Origin of the sequence: Mucilaginibacter achroorhodeus (assembly GCF_007846095.1) — a bacterium.
GTDB classification, from domain to species: domain Bacteria; phylum Bacteroidota; class Bacteroidia; order Sphingobacteriales; family Sphingobacteriaceae; genus Mucilaginibacter; species Mucilaginibacter achroorhodeus.
Genome location: NZ_VOEI01000001.1, coordinates 907470 through 924541, shown reverse-complemented (window position 1 = coordinate 924541; position 17072 = coordinate 907470). Strand labels below are relative to the sequence as shown.

Sequence of the window (17072 nt, the reverse complement as noted above, 5' to 3'; positions counted from 1 at the left end):
CCAAATCGAAAATCCATATCATAGGAGCCTTTTACTTACTTATTCGGCGTCTGTTAATTGTACACGGGTTTTACGTCGGCGTTTTATAACCACCCACAGCAAAACTGCAATAATTAAAAAAGGCCAAAAGCCTATCAGCGCAAAGAACAACGATTGTAACCCGTCAAATCCGTTACCAATGGCCGCCATAAACTTATAGCCAAAACCGTTGCCTGCGTTTACCTGCTTTGATTGCGTTGTGTAAAATGAGATATTGAGCGAGCTGTACTGCACCTGTTTACTCATATAGTTGAGTTGTGATTGTGTCGATTCTATATCACTGCGTATCTCAGTTAATTTTTCTTCGATGTCCAGCAGATCGCGCATTTTGCCGGCACGATTAAGCAGGTTGAGGTAACGTTTTTCCAATTCGAGCTTGTTGTTAAGCCGGGTTTTGGTATCAATGTACTCGGTAGTTACGTCCCTAACGCGAATATTCTTTTGATCTATCTTAGTAGCTGTACCCGATACACTATTTAAAAATGTATCGAAATTTGCCGCAGGGATTCGAATTCCTAATACATACTCCTTTCGGTTCTCGTCGCCGTTTACCTTTTCGCTGTCATTTTCTGCATAACCGCCCAATTGTTTGAGGCTGGTCATTATTTGTTTACGAGTTTTAACTACGTCGGCCGTTTCAAAGCTAATGTCACCTTCATTTATGATCTTCTTATCGGAAACAACAGGATTTTGAACAGCAGTTGAGGGAGAAGGCGTATTCTGATCAGCAACGTTCGGTGCTTCTTCAACAGCATCGTTTTCCAATACTTCAGCATTAGCTTTAAGTACGGGAGGTTTAAACCGCGTAGTCTTTGCTTTCTCTTCTGCAGGAGGTGCAGGCAATAATACTTCAGTAGCTGATACTTTTTCGGGTTGGTTTTGATTACATGCCAGTACCATCAGTGCCAGCAATGAGAGTAAGAGATATTTTTTCATAACATAAATTGATTAGCTGAATCAAATTTACATTATAAAATTCCGTAAATTAAAATAAAACAGAATTATATTTTGTTTTATTTTAATTAGTTGAGTTTATATTCCGAATAAATCATTTTAACTTATCATTGTTCTTGTGGCGTTCAGCATCACGGATACTTTTCTTCTCCATGTTTTTCTCCAGCGCATCAGTAAGGTCGATACCTGTTTGGTTTGCCAGGCATATCAGCACAAAAAGCACATCGGCCATTTCATCGGCAAGGTTAACATCCATATCCGACTTTTTAAACGATTGCTCGCCATACTGCCGGGCCATAATACGCGCCACCTCGCCAACCTCTTCCATTAAAATGGCCGTGTTGGTCAATTCATTAAAATAACGTATTCCTGTTGTTTTGATCCAGTTATCTACAAGATGCTGCGCGTGCTTGATTTCCATAAAGCAATATTACAAAAAAGCCCCACCCAAACCCTCCCCGAAAGGGAGGGCTTAAAGATATTTCTTTTGGCGCCCTCTCCTTCGGAGAGGGCCGGGGAGAGGCTTCTTCATCCAAAACCCTTATCTTTGCCTTTGATATGACGATAAGTGCGGGTACTCCTTTCCAATTTTTAGATCAGGATCTTTTATTGCTGCCACAAAAAGCCATTTACTGGAAACAGGAAAATGCCTTGATTGCGGCAGATGTACATTTCGGAAAGGTGGGTCACTTCCGCAAGGCTGGTATTGCCATCCCCCGCAATATGGAGCAGGACGACCTGGCCGCGCTATCTGATCTGATCTATGAATTTCAACCCGAAAAGATCTACTTCCTTGGCGATCTATTCCATAGCGATATAAATAACGACTGGGATTGGTTTGTACTTTGGCGCAGCCAGTTCCCTAAGGTGGAGATCATCCTGATAAAAGGCAACCACGATATCATAAGCGATAAGCATTACACTGATTTGGGAATTATCCTTCATAAACAATTGCAGATAGGGCCTTTTCTAATGCTGCATCATCCGCTTGCAGATGCAACGCAACAGGCGCCCGGCGGATATGTGCTTTGCGGCCATATCCATCCCGGGGTAAATCTGGTTGGCCGCGGCAGGCAAAGCGTTACACTGCCTTGCTTCGCATTTGGTAAAAACCAGGCCATATTACCGTCTTTCGGCAAGTTTACCGGCAGGGTGGCCATAATAAGCCATAAAGCAGACAGGATTTTTGGCGTGCTTAAGGATAAGGTGATCGCCATCGGATAATAATTTCTACTTAACTGCTTGTTTTTCTACAAGTTATTTGTAACTTAAGGTTCCAACAACCTAAGTTAATATGAAAAAAGTTAAGCACATCCTTGCCCGCAAGGGAAGCAATGTTATTGCAGTTGCCGCAGCCACCACCGTATTGGACGTTTTAAAGCTAATGGCCGATAAAAACATCGGCTCGGTAGTGGTAACAGAGAACGGCGGGTATGCAGGCCTGGTTACCGAACGTGACTATGCCCGTAAGATCATATTAATGGGTAAACACTCTGATGATACCACAGCAGGCGAGATCATGAGCAATGGCCTGCCGCACATTACGCCGGATTCTTCTATTGACGATTGCATGCTCATCATGAGCGAACGCAACATCCGTTACCTGCCGGTGTTTGATCGCGAGCAAAACCTTTGCGGTATTGTATCCATCAATGATGTGGTGTATGAGACTATCCACTCGCAAAAAGAAACCATAGAGCAACTGCACAGCTACATCCACACCTAAAGGCTGCTTTTGAAAACCATTAGCGATATGGCAGGTTATTTATAAGCGTGTTAATCTCGCTTGTACGTAATGAGCCATATAACGAAACAAGAAGCCACACCCATACTATTTGGTGCCGAAGTTTTTATTGAGCCCGGCCAACAGCCTGAAGAGATAGACCTTTGGTTTCGCAGGTTGAGCGATGCCGGTATGCTGGTAACGCGCATCCGCCTGTTTGAAAATTACATGCACCAACCCGATGGCACATGGGATTACACCTTGTTTGACGAGGCTTATAAAGCTGCAGATAAATACGGTGTAAAAGTTTATGGTAATCTGTTCCCGCGTACCGCCTTTACTGACCTGGGCGGATTAAAATTTCCGAAAGATGCAGAGCACCTTATATCCATCTCTAAATATATAGAATATGTGGTGGGCCACTTTAAACAGTTCTCATCATGTTATGGCTGGGTGCCGGTGAATGAGCCTGGGGTGGGCTCTTTCCCTCAAGAAGAATTTGCCACCGATAAATACAAAGAGTGGCGCGAAGCACAACAGCAAAACGAGTACAACAGCGGCGGATATGACCGGTTTGATTTTGCCGACGAGCGTTTTCACCTTTACTACAATACCTGGTTTTTGCAATGGCTTACCGATGAGATACAAAAGCACCATCCCGGTAGTGTGATCCATGTTAACAATCACGCCATCTTTAAAAACGTAGCCGAATATGATTTCCCGGCCTGGAGGGATTTCCTTACAAGTCTTGGCGGCTCAGCACATGCAAGCTGGCATTTTGGCTACTTTAACCGGCAACAGTACGCATTGGCGGTAAACGCCAATTGCGAGATCATCCGGTCAGGGGCGGGGGAAATACCCTGGTTTATGACCGAACTGCAGGGCGGCAATAATACTTACAGCGGTTTCCTGGCGCTGTGTCCAACCAAGTTTGAGATAGCCCAGTGGTTATGGACTGCCATTGGTGCAGAAAGCCGTGGGGCTATATTCTGGTGCCTTAACCCACGCTCATCAGGTATAGAGGCTGGCGAATGGGCTATGCTCAATTATCACAATGAGCCATCAGACAGGTTTACCGCTGCGGCGGAAGTGATAAAAGTGGTGGAAAGCAGTCGCGGCTTTTTTGATAATGTCAAAGAAGTTGAATCCGGCGTGAATATCCTTTACACCCGCGAATCGCTTTGGATAGAGAAAACCTTACAAATGGGCGGCAAAAGCTATGAAGGGCGGGATGAAGGCGGCGTTATGAAATCGGCTATCGCTTATTTTGAGGCGTTGAGCGAGGCTGGCATTCAAACTAACTTTAAAGAGATAAGCGAGTTCGATTTTAATAGGGATAGCTATAAAGGCACAGCGATAATACTGGCGCATCAGATATCCATCCCATCAAAATACTGGCCGCTGCTTACAGCTTTTGTAACCAAAGGCGGCAAACTAATTGCGGATGGCCTAACCGGCTATTATGATGAAAATGCCGTAGCAACCATGCGACTTGGCTTCCCTTTGCGAGAAGTTTTTGGGGCTGATGTATTGGAGTACAAAGCTATTGATAACATAGAAGAATTTACAGTGGTTGATGCTTTTCTGCCTGCCTTGCAATGGGTGGGGCAGTTAAAACCAACAACAGCAACACCACTGGCTGAAAGTGATGGCGAAGTTTACGCTACCGTTAATCAAAAGGGGCAAGGCTCGGCATGGTGGATACCAACCCTCACCGGTTTGGGCTGCCGCGTTTATGAAGATTACAATCAGTTAAATCAGTTTTTGAAACATGCGCTTGATATAAAGGCGCTTAACCTGCCATTTATGTTCAACGAGCCGCAGCCCGGTGTAATGATGAAAGTACTTAACAATGGCAAAGAATACGTAACTATCATCGTCAACAAAAGCGAAAATAGGTGCGAGTTTGCACTGTTAAATAACAAACCAAGCTTGCAGCCAATGGTCTTGTTTGCTAATTGCGGCGGTAAGGCAGGCGGTAATCATATCAGTATAGAAGCAGAAGAAACAATGGTGATCAAGTGGCTTTAGTCGCTATTCTTCTTCGCTTTCTCTTTAGCCTGCTTCGCTTCGAAAAGCTCCTGGTCTTCTTTGATGCGAAACTTTGTTATCCTTTCAACGAGATCCAACGGCAATGGCTTATCAAACGGAAAACGGATAGTTCCTTTAGATGTATCAAAACTATCTAAATCAGCAGCGAATACCTCTATGGCTTTAGCGCCGGGATAAAAGCCAATATGCTTGCTTTGCGCAGCAAAATAAACCAGCACGCTATGCTGTTTGTAAGCCGGCATACCATAACTTATAGTTTCCTGCGCTTGAGGGGCAGCCTGCTTAATGGTTTCTCGCATCGTGTTCAAAAGTTGCTGGATATCTTCTCCAAAGCTTTTAATGTATGCATCTGTTGACGCTGGTTTCTGCATCATTACGCTGTTATTATGGTGTTGATCTGGGTCTACGCTTCCCTAATTTAAAACAAAAATCCGTCAAATGCGTAAAATACGTATATGTCAAAAAAATTGCAGACTACTTGTTTCGGTCAATAATTTTTTCATATTTGTTTAAAATTTTACTCAGAAAACAAACCGCCCTGTGACTATTGATCTAACCAACTGCGATAGAGAACCTATACACATTCCGGGAAGTATCCAATCTCATGGTTTTTTGATCGCTATTGACCGTAGCGGCGAGATCACTTATCATAGTGAAAATATTAAGAGTTTCCTGCCGGATCTGCCGCCCAATTTATTAGGGCAGAACATTGCATCTATACAGCCTTTGATAGGTAAGAATGAACCGCCTGACTTCATTCTTCAGCTGATAACTTTTGGCAAAACAAACGGCTTTGAACAAACGAACCCTTTCAATACTGACATACGCGGCAACGCTTTTCACCTGATCATATCTGAAAGTGGAGACAACTACCTGTTGGAATTTGAACCGGCACGCTCTGATAACAGCACTGATGTACAACGCACTATAGGTCGTTCCATCTCCGAAATGCTGGCCGATAAAAACCTGCAAAACCTGCTTAACAACAGCGCGGCACAGGTAAGAAACGTGATCGGTTACGACAGGGTAATGGTTTACCGTTTTGCAGATGACGGGCATGGGGAAGTAATTTCAGAATCAAAGAATGATGACCTGGAATCATGGCTGGGCTTGCATTACCCGGCATCTGACATTCCTAAACAAGCGCGTGAGCTGTACAAAAAAAACCTTACCCGCATTATTGTTGATGTTAATGAATTGCCAAGCGCTATTCTTACCTCGGCAGATGATACCGCTGCTTCATTAGATCTTACTAACTCGCAGCTTAGGGCGGTATCGCCCATCCATATTCAATATTTAAAAAACATGGGTGTGGCCTCAAGCTTCAGTATATCTTTACTTTACAAGCAAGAACTTTGGGGGCTTATTGCCTGCCATAACTATACACCGCGTTTTATTGATTTCCGCTCGCGCGAAGCAGCTAAGCTTATTGGTCAGATACTATCATCGGCCCTTGAATTTAGGCAGGATGAAGAGAACCAAATGGTAATGGAGCGCTATAAAAGCGCCGTTGACCAGCTAAGCCGCTTAATGCTGAAGGATGATAGCATAGAGTTTGCTTTAACCGCTAATGACGTTACATTACTTGATGCTACAGATGCAAGCGGTGCTGTACTTATGCTGGAAGGCAACCTGATCAAATTAGGTCAAACACCTAATGACGAGCAACTTAAAGGATTGATAGGCTGGGTAAAGGCAAACATCATAGATTCGTTGTTTTACACCACTAAACTACCGGGCGTTTATCCGCCGGCAAACGAATTTAAAGATGTTGCATCAGGCGTAATGGTCTATACGCTGTCGCGAGAGTTAGACGAGTATGTGATATGGTTTAAGCCTGAGCAACTTAAAACGATAAAATGGGCTGGTAATCCGGATAAACCGGTTGAAGTTGACGCCAACGGCAATCGTACGTTATCGCCACGCAATTCTTTTGAAGAATGGTCCGAAACGGTTTCTGCTACCTCCGTACCGTGGAGTAATGAAGAGGTTAAATCTGTAATACGTTTACGCAGCGAACTGGCTTACGCCCTCAATCAAAAAGCCGGCGCTATACGCTTGCTTAACGAGCGTTTAAAACAGGCTTACGAAGAGTTGGATACTTTTAGCTATACCATTTCGCACGATCTTAAAAATCCGCTCACGGCTGTTAAAAGCTACGCGCAGATACTGCTTCGCGATAAAACCCTTACACCACAAGCTACAAGGGCCCTGGAGCGAATAAATGCAGGTGCCGATAAGATGAATAACATGATAGCAGAAGTGCTTGATTATTCGCGTATAGGTCGTTCAGATCTGATTTTCAGTGAAATAGATGCAAAAAGCATGATAGAAGACCAGGTAAGGGAGCTTGCAACCGTTTATGAGGTAGCCCCGTCTGTAGTGACCATTAAAAACGCTCCACCGATAACCGGCGACCCGGTAATGATATCGCAGGTGTTTGCCAATGTGATCAGTAATGCTATCAAATACTCCAAAAAATCAGAAAAACAAAAGGTTGTTATTGATGCTACGGAGAACGAACGTGAAATAATTTACGCTATTACTGATAATGGCCTCGGTATCGATATCAAGCATCTGCCACGCATATTTGAACTGTTTAACCGCATGGATAACGTAGGCGACATAGAAGGCACCGGTGTTGGTTTAGCTATTGTAAAGCGTATAGTAGAAAAACACCGCGGCAAAATTTGGGCAGATAGTGAGCTTGGAGAAGGAAGCACGTTTTACATAGCCTTCAACAAAATGGCGAACGACTAAGCTGCTGCCTGCTGCTTGTTAAACCAATCGCCAAATTTTAAGAAGGTTTCATTAGCTGCTGCTATAATAACGGCCTCCTGTTCGGGGTTTTCTGCCTGGGCGTCCATTTTTTCTTTAAAAATGTTCCACATCTCCTCGGTGCGGTCGCCGTAGCCCGAGAAAAAGCTTAAACCGATACCGTTAAGGCCTAATTGCTGTTCCATCATTTTGCTGATGATCTTTCCGCCTAAGGTAGAACCCTCAATTACATATAATGCCCCTAACGCTTCCAAATGGGTTTCAATACGTGGCAGATCATTACCCTCAGCCTTTGCAGGCACCTGTCCGCCCAAGGCTTCAATATCGTTGGCAATAAACGCAATCTTCCTGCGCTCATCATTATCCGGCAACAGGTTTGAGTCGACATGCTGTTCAATACTTTTTTCCAATCCGCCAAAATAGCCATAGAACATCTTTAACAGATTGATATATCCATCCTTGTTTCGGATAGATTTGAGATTCCCAACTAATGCCTTTTCTAATATCTGGTGGTTTTGTTTAGTTTCTTCTTTCAGCTTTTCTGATAGCATGTTATTCAAAATTGATAGCAGGGTAAAAATAATGAATACTTGCAAGTATCAAATATAATATTTAGCATTGTGTACAACAGACACAATATAAAGGTCTGATAACCAATAAACCTGTACCGCTTACCATAAGCTGCTATTCTTTATGAAAAAAAATTACCTGCTGCTGCTCGCATTGCTGCCTGCCATTGCTTCTGCGCAAAATAAATGGTCGGAAACTAAACGTGGCGATATCGCTCTCGTATCAAACCCCGGGGGCCAAACGCTGGGCTATTCCACCACTTCAGGCGTTAAAATTATTATGGTTGATGGATTGGCCTTTAAAGACCTGAATAAGAATGGTAAGCTGGATAAGTATGAAGACTGGCGCCTGCCGGTTGATGAGCGCGCCAAAGACCTGGCAAGTAAACTTAGCGTAGAGCAAATAGCGGGGTTAATGCTTTACAGCCGCCATCAAATGATACCAACCATTCCGGTTGGCCCTTTTGCCGGCACATACAACGGCAAACCTTTCAGTGAAAGCGGCGCAAACCCTTTTGACCTCTCAGACCAGCAGCGCAAATTTTTAAAAGAAGATAACGTGCGCCACGTGCTGATAACATCGGTACAAAGCCCCGAGGTTGCTGCCAAATGGAGCAATAACGTACAGGCTTTTGTAGAAGGCATTGGTTTTGGTATACCTGCCAATAACAGCTCAGATCCGCGTAACGGAACAATTGCCACAGCAGAATATAATGGTGGCGCAGGTGGGGCAATCTCCATGTGGCCGGGCTCCTTAGGCCTTGCTGCAACGTTTGACCCAACCGTTACCCAAAACTTTGGCCACATTGCGGCACAGGAGTACCGCGCTTTGGGTATTGCCACTGCCTTGTCGCCGCAAGTGGATATGGCCAGCGACCCGCGATGGAACCGCGTTAGCGGAACCTTTGGTGAGAACCCTTGGCTGGCTGCCGATATGGCCCGGGCATACATTGATGGTTTTCAAACCTCGATAGGTGACAAAGAAATTAAGGGCGGCTGGGGTTACAATAGTGTTAACGCCATGGTTAAACACTGGCCAGGCGGCGGTGCAGGCGAAGGAGGCCGCGATGCGCATTATGGCTTTGGGAAGTATGCAGTTTATCCGGGCAACAACTTTAAGCAGCACATGATACCTTTTACAGAAGGCGCATTTAAACTTGCCGGAAAAACAGGGATGGCAGCTGCGGTAATGCCCTACTATACCATCAGCTTTAACCAGGATACCAAGAACCACGAGAACGTGGCTAACAACTATAATAAATACATCATCACCGATCTGTTGCGTAACAAATACCATTACGATGGCGTAGTTTGTACCGACTGGCTGGTTACCGGTGATGAAACGGTGATCAATAGCTTTTTGTCAGGTAAATCATGGGGAATGGAAAAGGCGAGTTTAGCCGAACGCCATTATAAAATATTAATGGCCGGTGTTGACCAGTTTGGCGGCAACAACGATATGGCACCTGTACTTGATGCCTACAAAATGGGCGTTAAGGAACATGGCGAAAAATGGATGCGCGAGCGTTTTGAGCAATCAGCAGTGCGTTTGCTTCGCGGCAGCTTCAGAACCGGTCTGTTTGAAAATCCATACCTTGACCCTGAACAAACCAAACAAACTGTTGGCAAGCCTGAATTTATGGATGCAGGTTATCAGGCCCAGCTTAAATCAATTGTGATGCTGAAGAACAAAGGCGGGGTGTTGCCTCTACAAATTGGCAAAACCGTTTATGTACCAAAAAAATTCACACCTGCAGGCAAAAATTTCCTGGGGATGCCATACCCTGAGAAATTGGAATACCCGGTTAACATGGATATCGTTAAGAAGTACTTTAAGGTGACCGAAAATCCTGATGAGGCAGACTATGCTTTGGTATTTGTTGCCAGCCCTATTGGCCATGGTGGATACAACGAAGATGATGCAAAAAGCGGCGGCAATGGCTACCTGCCTATCTCTTTACAATATGGCAAGTATACAGCAGATAACGCAAGGGCAACCAGCATTGCCGGCGGCGATCCGTTAGAAAAAACAACTAACCGCAGTTACAAGGGTAAATCAGAAATATCAACCAACGTTACCGACCTGGCTATTGTTAACGATACCTATGTAAAAATGAAAGGCAAACCGGTTATCGTATCTGTAAACATGAACAACCCGATGGTTTTTGGCGAATTTGAGAAAAATGCCAGCGCCATCATTGTGGACTTTGGGGTGCAAGGCCAGGCGAGCCTGGATATCCTTACCGGAAAAGCTGAACCATCTGCCCTGTTACCGTTGCAAATGCCACTGGATATGCAAACCGTTGAAGCACAGTTTGAGGATGTGCCATTGGATATGAAATGCTACAAAGACTCTGAAGGCCACCTTTACGATTTTGGTTATGGCTTAAACTGGAAAGGCGTTATCAAAGATGCACGCACAGCTAAGTATACAAAAGCCGGTGTAAAACCGTAAATTGATCTCCACATCCCCCAGAGGCGCTTCAACAGCACTTGCGCCTTTGCGGGAAATCTAAACAATAACCATGAAAAGTCTGCTTATCCTGCTTACAGCTTTAATACCGGCCATAAATGTCGCTGCGCAATCATCGGATGTAATTAAGACCGATGCGGGCAAAATATCCGGGGCAACCAATGCTGATAAAAGCATTCGCATTTATAAAGGTATTCCGTTTGCAGCACCGCCCGTTGGCAATTTGCGCTGGAAAGCGCCTCAACCGCTAAAGCCATGGCAGGGTGTTAAGGACTGTACAGATTTTGCCAAAAGCCCTGTGCAAGCTAAACCCAACGAGTTTGGCGTTTACACCCGGGAGTTCCTGATAAAAGATGAGCCTTTGAGTGAGGATTGCCTTTATCTGAATGTTTGGACGGGCGCTAAATCAACTGCAGAGAAACGCGCTGTTTTTGTGTGGATCTATGGTGGTGGCTTTGTAAGTGGGGGAACCAATGCACCTATTTATGATGGCGAGGCATTGGCCAAAAAAGGAATCATTGTAGTAAGCATCCCTTATCGTGTGGGGATATTAGGTTTCTTTGCCCACCCCGAGCTGACCAAAGAATCACCCAATCATGCTTCGGGAAATTACGGTCTGATGGATCTTATAGCTGCCTTAAAATGGGTTAAGCGGAACATAGCAGCCTTTGGGGGCGACCCGGAGAAAGTTACCATTGCCGGCCAATCTGCGGGGTCGATGAATGTAAACAGCCTGGTGGCATCACCTCTTGCCAAAGGTTTGTTCAGGAATGCCATTGCGGAGAGTGGTGCCAGTTTTATACCCGGACCATTTAGTGGTGCTACGTTGAAAGAAGCTGAGCAGGCAGGCGTACAAACTGCAGAGAAGTTAGGCGCAAAATCATTAGCAGATCTGCGCAAACTATCAACCAGCGAATTGTTAAAGCAATTTGGTGGCAGGCCTATTATTGACGGCTATGTGTTACCGCAAAGCATTGCTGAAATTTTTGCAGCAGGCAAGGAAAATGCTGTAAACCTGCTTACCGGATGGAATGAGGACGATGCATTTATAGGCCAGTTAAAGAATGCAGAAACATATCAAACAGATGCTAAGAAACAATATGACGGTGATGCCGACGAATTTTTAAAACTGTTCCCCGGCAGTACTGATGCACAGGCAGAACGCTCGCAGATCAACATATCGCGCGATATGACGTTCGGGATTCAGAATTATACCTGGGCCAACGTACAGGCCAAAAAGAGTCGCAAAATTTATCTGTACCGGTTTACGCGCAGAATGCCTGCCACTCCGGCATTTGAAAAGTACGGTGCTTTCCACACGGCCGAAGTACCCTATATTTTTAATAACCTCAAGTTTGTGAATCGCCCTTTTGAAGCGGTGGATAAAAAACTGGCAGATGATGCTTCATCTTACTGGGTAAATTTTGTAAAAACAGGGAACCCCAACCATGGCAATCTTCCAAAATGGCCGGTTTACACCATCCAAGACAAGCAGACCATGTACCTGGGCAAACAGCCTGCTGCTAAGCCATTAGCAGATTCAGCAGCGTTGGATTTTTTGATTAAGCGTGCGCAGAAGAAAAAATAAGTGTCCAACAGAACGCTTACGCCCGACCTCATTTTAACAAATAGGGCACATGAGTCCAGCTAAACCATTTTCCTTATCTTTGCATTATCCGGGATAAAAACCCGGCAATGTATCATGATAAAAGAAGCAGAAATTGTATGCCCGCCCGGGCAGCAGGATGATGAGAATGTTTTAAAAACGCTTGCATCCGCAGCTCTAAATATCCCGCAAAAACGAATAACCGGTGTAAGAGTAGTAAAGCGCTCTATTGATGCCCGTGGCCGCAAGGTGGTTTACCGCATGCAGGCACAGGTTTTTGTAGATGAACCTTTTAAAGTCGAGCATTATACCCATCAATATCAAAACGTTGCTGACGCCAAACGCGTCATCATCGTAGGTGCCGGCCCGGCGGGATTGTTCGCTGCCCTGCAGGCCATTGATAACGGCATGAAACCTGTTGTGCTGGAGCGCGGCAAGGATGTTAAGCAACGCCGCCGAGATCTGGCAAACATCAATAAACAGGGCCTGGTTAATCCTGAATCCAACTATTGCTTTGGCGAGGGTGGTGCGGGTACCTACTCTGATGGTAAACTCTACACCCGCTCAACCAAGCGCGGGGATGTAAAAGGCGTATTGGAAACCTTTGTGGCCCACGGCGCAACCGAAGATATTTTGGTTGATGCCCGCCCACATATAGGTACCAACAAGCTGCCGCAAATAATCACCGCTATGCGGGAGAGCATACAGAATGCCGGCGGCGAAGTGGTATTTGACGCCAAAGTAACCTCATTGATGGTGGAGTTTGGCAAGATAAAAGGGGTGCAATTGGCCAATGGCGAAAAGCTTTTAGCTGATGCGGTGATCCTGGCAACCGGCCACTCAGCGCGGGATGTGTTCGAGATGCTGCATCGACAGAATATCCTAATAGAAGCCAAGCCATTTGCTCTGGGTGTCCGTATCGAGCATCCGCAGGAGATCATAGACCGTGCGCAGTACCATTGCGAGTTCCGAGGGCCTGATCTGCCACCATCTTATTATAGCCTGGTAGAGCAGGTAGATGCTCGCGGGGTGTTCTCATTCTGCATGTGCCCTGGCGGTATCATTGCTCCATGTTCTACAGATGTAGATGAGATAGTAGTAAATGGGTGGAGCCCATCCAAACGCAACAACCCTTACGCCAACAGCGGTACGGTGGTGCAAATAAATATGGAAGATATTAAAGGCGATATGAATGATCCGTTCCGCATGCTGAATTTTCAGCAGGAAGTGGAACGTATAGCCTTTAAAGCCGGCGGTGGTAACCTGGTTGCACCAGCCCAGCGTATGGTTGATTATGTAGAAGGCAGGCTTTCTCGCGACCTGCCCGATAACTCCTACCTGCCCGGCTGCAAAAGCGTTGAATTAAAAGACGTGCTGCCCGGCTGGATCGGCGAGCGCTTACGCAAAGCCCTGCCTTCATTTGGCCGTAAAATGAAAGGTTATTACACCAACGAGGCCATCTTGGTAGGGGTAGAATCGCGTACATCATCACCGGTAAAAATACCGCGCGACAGGGAAACTTATCAGCATCCACAGGTAGCCGGTTTATTCCCGTGCGGCGAAGGTGCGGGCTACGCCGGAGGTATCATTTCAGCAGCAATAGATGGTGTTAACTGCGCGGATGGGGTGGCAAAATATTTAGGCTAACAAGCCATTGAGGCAACCACGCCGAAACCTATATTTACTAAAACTATGCAATCTCCACTCAATAAATATAACGAAAAGTTTAAGGCAGCGCTGGCGGGTTTAAATCCTGAGCAGTTGGCCGCCGTAAATAAAATGGATGGCCCCGTGCTGGTAGTAGCGGGGCCGGGTACGGGTAAAACGCAGATCCTGGCGGCTCGCATCGGTAAAATATTGACGGATACCGATGCCCAGCCCAATGAGATATTATGTTTAACCTACACTGATGCAGGTGCGGTTGCTATGCGCAAACGCTTGTTCGAATTTATAGGGCCGGATGCATACCGCATTAACATCTATACATTTCACGCTTTTTGTAATGAGATCATCCAGGAGAACCTGGAGTATTTTGGTAAGCTGAATCTGGAAGCATTGTCTGATCTGGAATCGGCCATGCTGTTTCGCGAGTTGGTAGATGAGTTTGGGAACGATCATTTACTGAAACGCTTTACGGGCGATATTTACTTTGACGCACCGCGACTTAAAAAGCTGTTCTCTACCATGAAGACTGAGAACTGGTCGGAAGAGTTGGTGATAAAAGCGGTGCAGGATTACCTGGCCGATCTGCCAAACCGTGAGGAGTTTATTTATAAACGAGCCAATCCAAAAGCAGGTATTAAAATAGGCGACCCAAAGCAAAAGGATATCGATAAGGTAACTGAAACCATGCAGAAACTATTGGCTGCCGTTGCCGAATACCGTAACTACGATGCCAAGATGAAAAGCCGCGGCCGTTATGATTATGACGATATGATCATGTGGGTGATCAAGGCTTTCCGCGAGAACGACGAGATACTGCGCCGTTACCAGGAACGCTATCAGTATTTATTGGTAGATGAGTTTCAGGACACCAGTGGTTCGCAGAACGAGTTACTCAAATTCCTGCTCAACTATTGGGATACCCCCAATGTGTTTGTAGTGGGCGATGACGATCAATCGATATTCAAGTTTCAGGGTGCCAACATGAAGAACATTCTTGATTTTGCCGGTGATTATGTGGATACCCTGCATACCGTGGTATTGAAGCATAATTATCGCTCCAATCAGCATATCCTGGATATTTCCCGCGCGCTTATTAACAATAACCGAGAAAGATTAACAGCGCAGCTTAAGCTTGATAAGAACCTGCAAGCCTCGCACCCCCGTTTTAGCAGTGACGTAGTTCCACCATCCATAAAAGAATATGAGAACCCTAATCAGGAACTGGTTGATGTGGCCATGCATATTAAAGGTTTGGTGGCGAAAGGAACAGAACCAGGCGAGATAGCAGTGATCTATCGTAATCACAGCCAGGTTGATGACCTGCTGCATTTCCTGGAAACACAGGGCATCGCCGTAAATACCAAACGCAAGATAGATGTGTTGACTATGCCTTTCGGCGAAAAGATCATCAATATATTGCGCTATCTGGCTATGGAACTTGATTCGCCTTACAGTGGCGACGAGTTGCTGTTCGAGATATTGCATTATGATTTCTTTGACATACCGCCGATAGAGATAGCCAAGGCCAGCATTGCCGTATCAAAGGAAAACTTTGCAACGGCAAGTAATAATCAGCCCAAAACCTCACTGCGCCGCTACATCCACGAGATGAAGATACCGGCGCAAACCGACCTGTTCAGCAAGCCGGTGGGCACCAACATGAAGTTCCTGATCAATGATATTGATGAATTACTTACCGGTGCGGTAAGCGTTACGCTGCAACAGTTGTTTCAGTCGGTGATCTCTAAAATGGGTATCCTTAAATACATTATGCAGCAGCATGATAAGGGCACTTATATGCAGGTGCTTACCAGTTTCTTTGATTTTTTAAAGGATGAAAGCCGCAAGAACCCCGAGATAAAACTGGCAGAGCTGATCACCACTATCGATCTGATGCGTAAGAACGGCATCCGAATGGAGCTGAACAAAGTGATATTTTCTGAGAATGGTATCAATTTTTTGACGGCACACGGCTCTAAAGGGTTGGAGTTTGAGCACGTATTCTTTATCGGTTGTGATAAAAAGACCTGGGATGCTAAAGGCCGTAACAACGGTTTCAGCTATCCGGATACTTTAACGCAGTCGGCATCAGAAGATATTGCTTTGAAGGAAGAATCGCGCAGGTTGTTCTATGTAGCATTGACAAGAGCAAAACAATGCCTGAATGTGTCGTACGCTGCTAAAGATAAGAACGGGAAAGACCAGGAGCCATCGCAGTTTGTTGGTGAGATATTGGCCGATACACATTTGCAGGTGAGCTATCCTAAAGTGAGCAGTGATGATATGATAGAATTTATTGCCACGCAATTTAACGAGGCCGACAAACCGGTTGTTGAATTGCTGGACAGGAACTACATCAATCAACTCCTGCAAAATTACACGCTATCGGTGACGCATCTGAATAATTACCTGGATTGCCCGCTGAGGTTTTATTTCCAGTGTTTGATACGCGTGCCTTCGGGTAAAAGTCCGTCGGCAACGTTTGGGCAGGCGGTGCACTGGGCATTAAATAAGGCTTTCCGCCGGTTAAAGGATTTTGGTGATGAGTTTATGCCAATTGAGGAATTTATGAAAGAGTTTCGCTGGTACATGTACCGTAACCGGGATTCGTTCACTAAAGAAGAATTTAAACTTCGCGTGGCCTACGGCGAAAAGATATTGCCGCCATACTACGAGCAAAATATAGTCACCTGGAACAAAGTGACCCGTACTGAGCATAGCATTAAGAACATTGAGGTGCAGGGCGTACCGATTAAAGGAAACCTTGATAAGATAGAATTTAACGGCAAACAGGTAACCGTGGTAGATTACAAAACCGGCCGCGTGCGCAACGCTAAACCCAAACTGGAGCGCCCAACCAATGATGAGCCCAACGGAGGCGACTATTGGCGCCAGGCGGTATTCTACAAGATATTGGTTGATAACGACCGCACCAATGATTGGGAAGTGGTGGATACCATCTTCGATTTTGTGGAGCCAGAGAAGGAAAACGAATACTACAAAGCCAAGGTAGTGATAACACCAGAGGATATTGAGGAAGTGACCAACCAGATCACCTCAACCTATCAGAAGATCATGAGCCACGAGTTCAGCACAGGCTGCGGCAAAAAAGAATGCGACTGGTGCCACTTTGTTAAAAGCAATTTTAAACAACCGGAAGGGTTGCTGGAGGTTGCTGAAGGGGATGATGTGGTAGAGTAAATGAGGTCTGTT

At 45.4% G+C, this 17072-nt stretch carries 12 protein-coding genes; 8 read left to right on the top strand and 4 right to left on the bottom strand.

The window, feature by feature from the left end; translation table 11 throughout:
• Nucleotides 1–39: 39 nt before the first annotated feature.
• Both FPZ42_RS04330 and FPZ42_RS04325 read right to left on the bottom strand, forming a co-directional pair.
• Nucleotides 40–975: a DUF4349 domain-containing protein gene (locus tag FPZ42_RS04330; protein ID WP_146269246.1), complete on the bottom strand. Its 936-nt coding sequence runs from the start codon at nucleotides 973–975 to the stop codon at nucleotides 40–42.
• 112 nt (nucleotides 976–1087) lie between these two features.
• Nucleotides 1088–1414 carry a nucleotide pyrophosphohydrolase gene (locus FPZ42_RS04325; RefSeq protein WP_146269245.1) on the bottom strand — a complete coding sequence of 109 codons (327 nt, stop codon included), beginning with the start codon at nucleotides 1412–1414 and terminating at the stop codon, nucleotides 1088–1090.
• 137 nt (nucleotides 1415–1551) lie between these two features.
• Between FPZ42_RS04325 and pdeM the strand changes: the two genes are divergently transcribed.
• From pdeM to FPZ42_RS04310, 3 genes are all read left to right on the top strand, one after another.
• Nucleotides 1552–2217 carry a ligase-associated DNA damage response endonuclease PdeM gene (gene pdeM, locus FPZ42_RS04320; protein WP_146269244.1) on the top strand — a complete coding sequence of 222 codons (666 nt, stop codon included), beginning with the start codon at nucleotides 1552–1554 and terminating at the stop codon, nucleotides 2215–2217.
• Between the two features lie 70 nt (nucleotides 2218–2287).
• Complete coding sequence (locus tag FPZ42_RS04315; RefSeq protein WP_146269243.1) at nucleotides 2288–2719, top strand: CBS domain-containing protein; 432 nt, start codon at nucleotides 2288–2290, stop codon at nucleotides 2717–2719.
• A 69-nt stretch (nucleotides 2720–2788) separates the two neighbouring features.
• Nucleotides 2789–4747, top strand: coding sequence for a beta-galactosidase trimerization domain-containing protein (locus FPZ42_RS04310; RefSeq protein ID WP_146269242.1), 1959 nt, complete (start codon nucleotides 2789–2791; stop codon nucleotides 4745–4747).
• Here the strand turns inward: FPZ42_RS04310 and FPZ42_RS04305 are convergent.
• Nucleotides 4744–5142 (bottom strand): iron chaperone, encoded by a 399-nt coding sequence (locus tag FPZ42_RS04305; RefSeq protein WP_261382218.1) that lies wholly within the window; start codon nucleotides 5140–5142, stop codon nucleotides 4744–4746. The two genes, FPZ42_RS04310 and FPZ42_RS04305, sit on opposite strands and share 4 nt — an antisense overlap.
• Before the next feature lie 166 nt (nucleotides 5143–5308).
• On the opposite strand from FPZ42_RS04305, the gene FPZ42_RS04300 reads away from it, so the two are divergent.
• Complete coding sequence (locus FPZ42_RS04300; RefSeq protein WP_146269241.1) at nucleotides 5309–7528, top strand: ATP-binding protein; 2220 nt, start codon at nucleotides 5309–5311, stop codon at nucleotides 7526–7528.
• Here the strand turns inward: FPZ42_RS04300 and FPZ42_RS04295 are convergent.
• Entirely contained in the window at nucleotides 7525–8097 is a 573-nt protein-coding gene (locus FPZ42_RS04295) for a biliverdin-producing heme oxygenase (protein ID WP_146269240.1), read from the bottom strand. The two genes, FPZ42_RS04300 and FPZ42_RS04295, sit on opposite strands and share 4 nt — an antisense overlap.
• Nucleotides 8098–8239: 142 nt before the next feature.
• Here FPZ42_RS04295 and FPZ42_RS04290 point away from each other — a divergent pair, with 142 nt between their 5' ends.
• From FPZ42_RS04290 to FPZ42_RS04275, 4 genes are all read left to right on the top strand, one after another.
• The gene (locus FPZ42_RS04290; protein WP_146269239.1) at nucleotides 8240–10570 is read left to right on the top strand and encodes a glycoside hydrolase family 3 protein; all 2331 of its coding nucleotides are present in this window, start codon (nucleotides 8240–8242) and stop codon (nucleotides 10568–10570) included.
• 70 nt (nucleotides 10571–10640) lie between these two features.
• Nucleotides 10641–12176, top strand: a complete 1536-nt coding sequence (locus tag FPZ42_RS04285) for a carboxylesterase/lipase family protein (RefSeq protein WP_146269238.1) — start codon at nucleotides 10641–10643, stop codon at nucleotides 12174–12176.
• A 114-nt stretch (nucleotides 12177–12290) separates the two neighbouring features.
• Nucleotides 12291–13841: an NAD(P)/FAD-dependent oxidoreductase gene (locus FPZ42_RS04280; protein ID WP_146269237.1), complete on the top strand. Its 1551-nt coding sequence runs from the start codon at nucleotides 12291–12293 to the stop codon at nucleotides 13839–13841.
• Between the two features lie 45 nt (nucleotides 13842–13886).
• The gene (locus FPZ42_RS04275) at nucleotides 13887–17060 is read left to right on the top strand and encodes an ATP-dependent DNA helicase (protein WP_146269236.1); all 3174 of its coding nucleotides are present in this window, start codon (nucleotides 13887–13889) and stop codon (nucleotides 17058–17060) included.
• Nucleotides 17061–17072 lie beyond the last annotated feature (12 nt).

Coding starts and splice junctions, on each gene's coding strand:
- FPZ42_RS04330 (WP_146269246.1), bottom strand. CDS start 975: ATGAAAAAATATCTCTTACTCTCATTGCTGGCACTGATGGTACTGGCA.
- FPZ42_RS04325 (WP_146269245.1), bottom strand. CDS start 1,414: ATGGAAATCAAGCACGCGCAGCATCTTGTAGATAACTGGATCAAAACA.
- pdeM (WP_146269244.1), top strand. CDS start 1,552: ATGACGATAAGTGCGGGTACTCCTTTCCAATTTTTAGATCAGGATCTT.
- FPZ42_RS04315 (WP_146269243.1), top strand. CDS start 2,288: ATGAAAAAAGTTAAGCACATCCTTGCCCGCAAGGGAAGCAATGTTATT.
- FPZ42_RS04310 (WP_146269242.1), top strand. CDS start 2,789: ATGAGCCATATAACGAAACAAGAAGCCACACCCATACTATTTGGTGCC.
- FPZ42_RS04305 (WP_261382218.1), bottom strand. CDS start 5,142: ATGATGCAGAAACCAGCGTCAACAGATGCATACATTAAAAGCTTTGGA.
- FPZ42_RS04295 (WP_146269240.1), bottom strand. CDS start 8,097: ATGCTATCAGAAAAGCTGAAAGAAGAAACTAAACAAAACCACCAGATA.
- FPZ42_RS04290 (WP_146269239.1), top strand. CDS start 8,240: ATGAAAAAAAATTACCTGCTGCTGCTCGCATTGCTGCCTGCCATTGCT.
- FPZ42_RS04285 (WP_146269238.1), top strand. CDS start 10,641: ATGAAAAGTCTGCTTATCCTGCTTACAGCTTTAATACCGGCCATAAAT.
- FPZ42_RS04280 (WP_146269237.1), top strand. CDS start 12,291: ATGATAAAAGAAGCAGAAATTGTATGCCCGCCCGGGCAGCAGGATGAT.
- FPZ42_RS04275 (WP_146269236.1), top strand. CDS start 13,887: ATGCAATCTCCACTCAATAAATATAACGAAAAGTTTAAGGCAGCGCTG.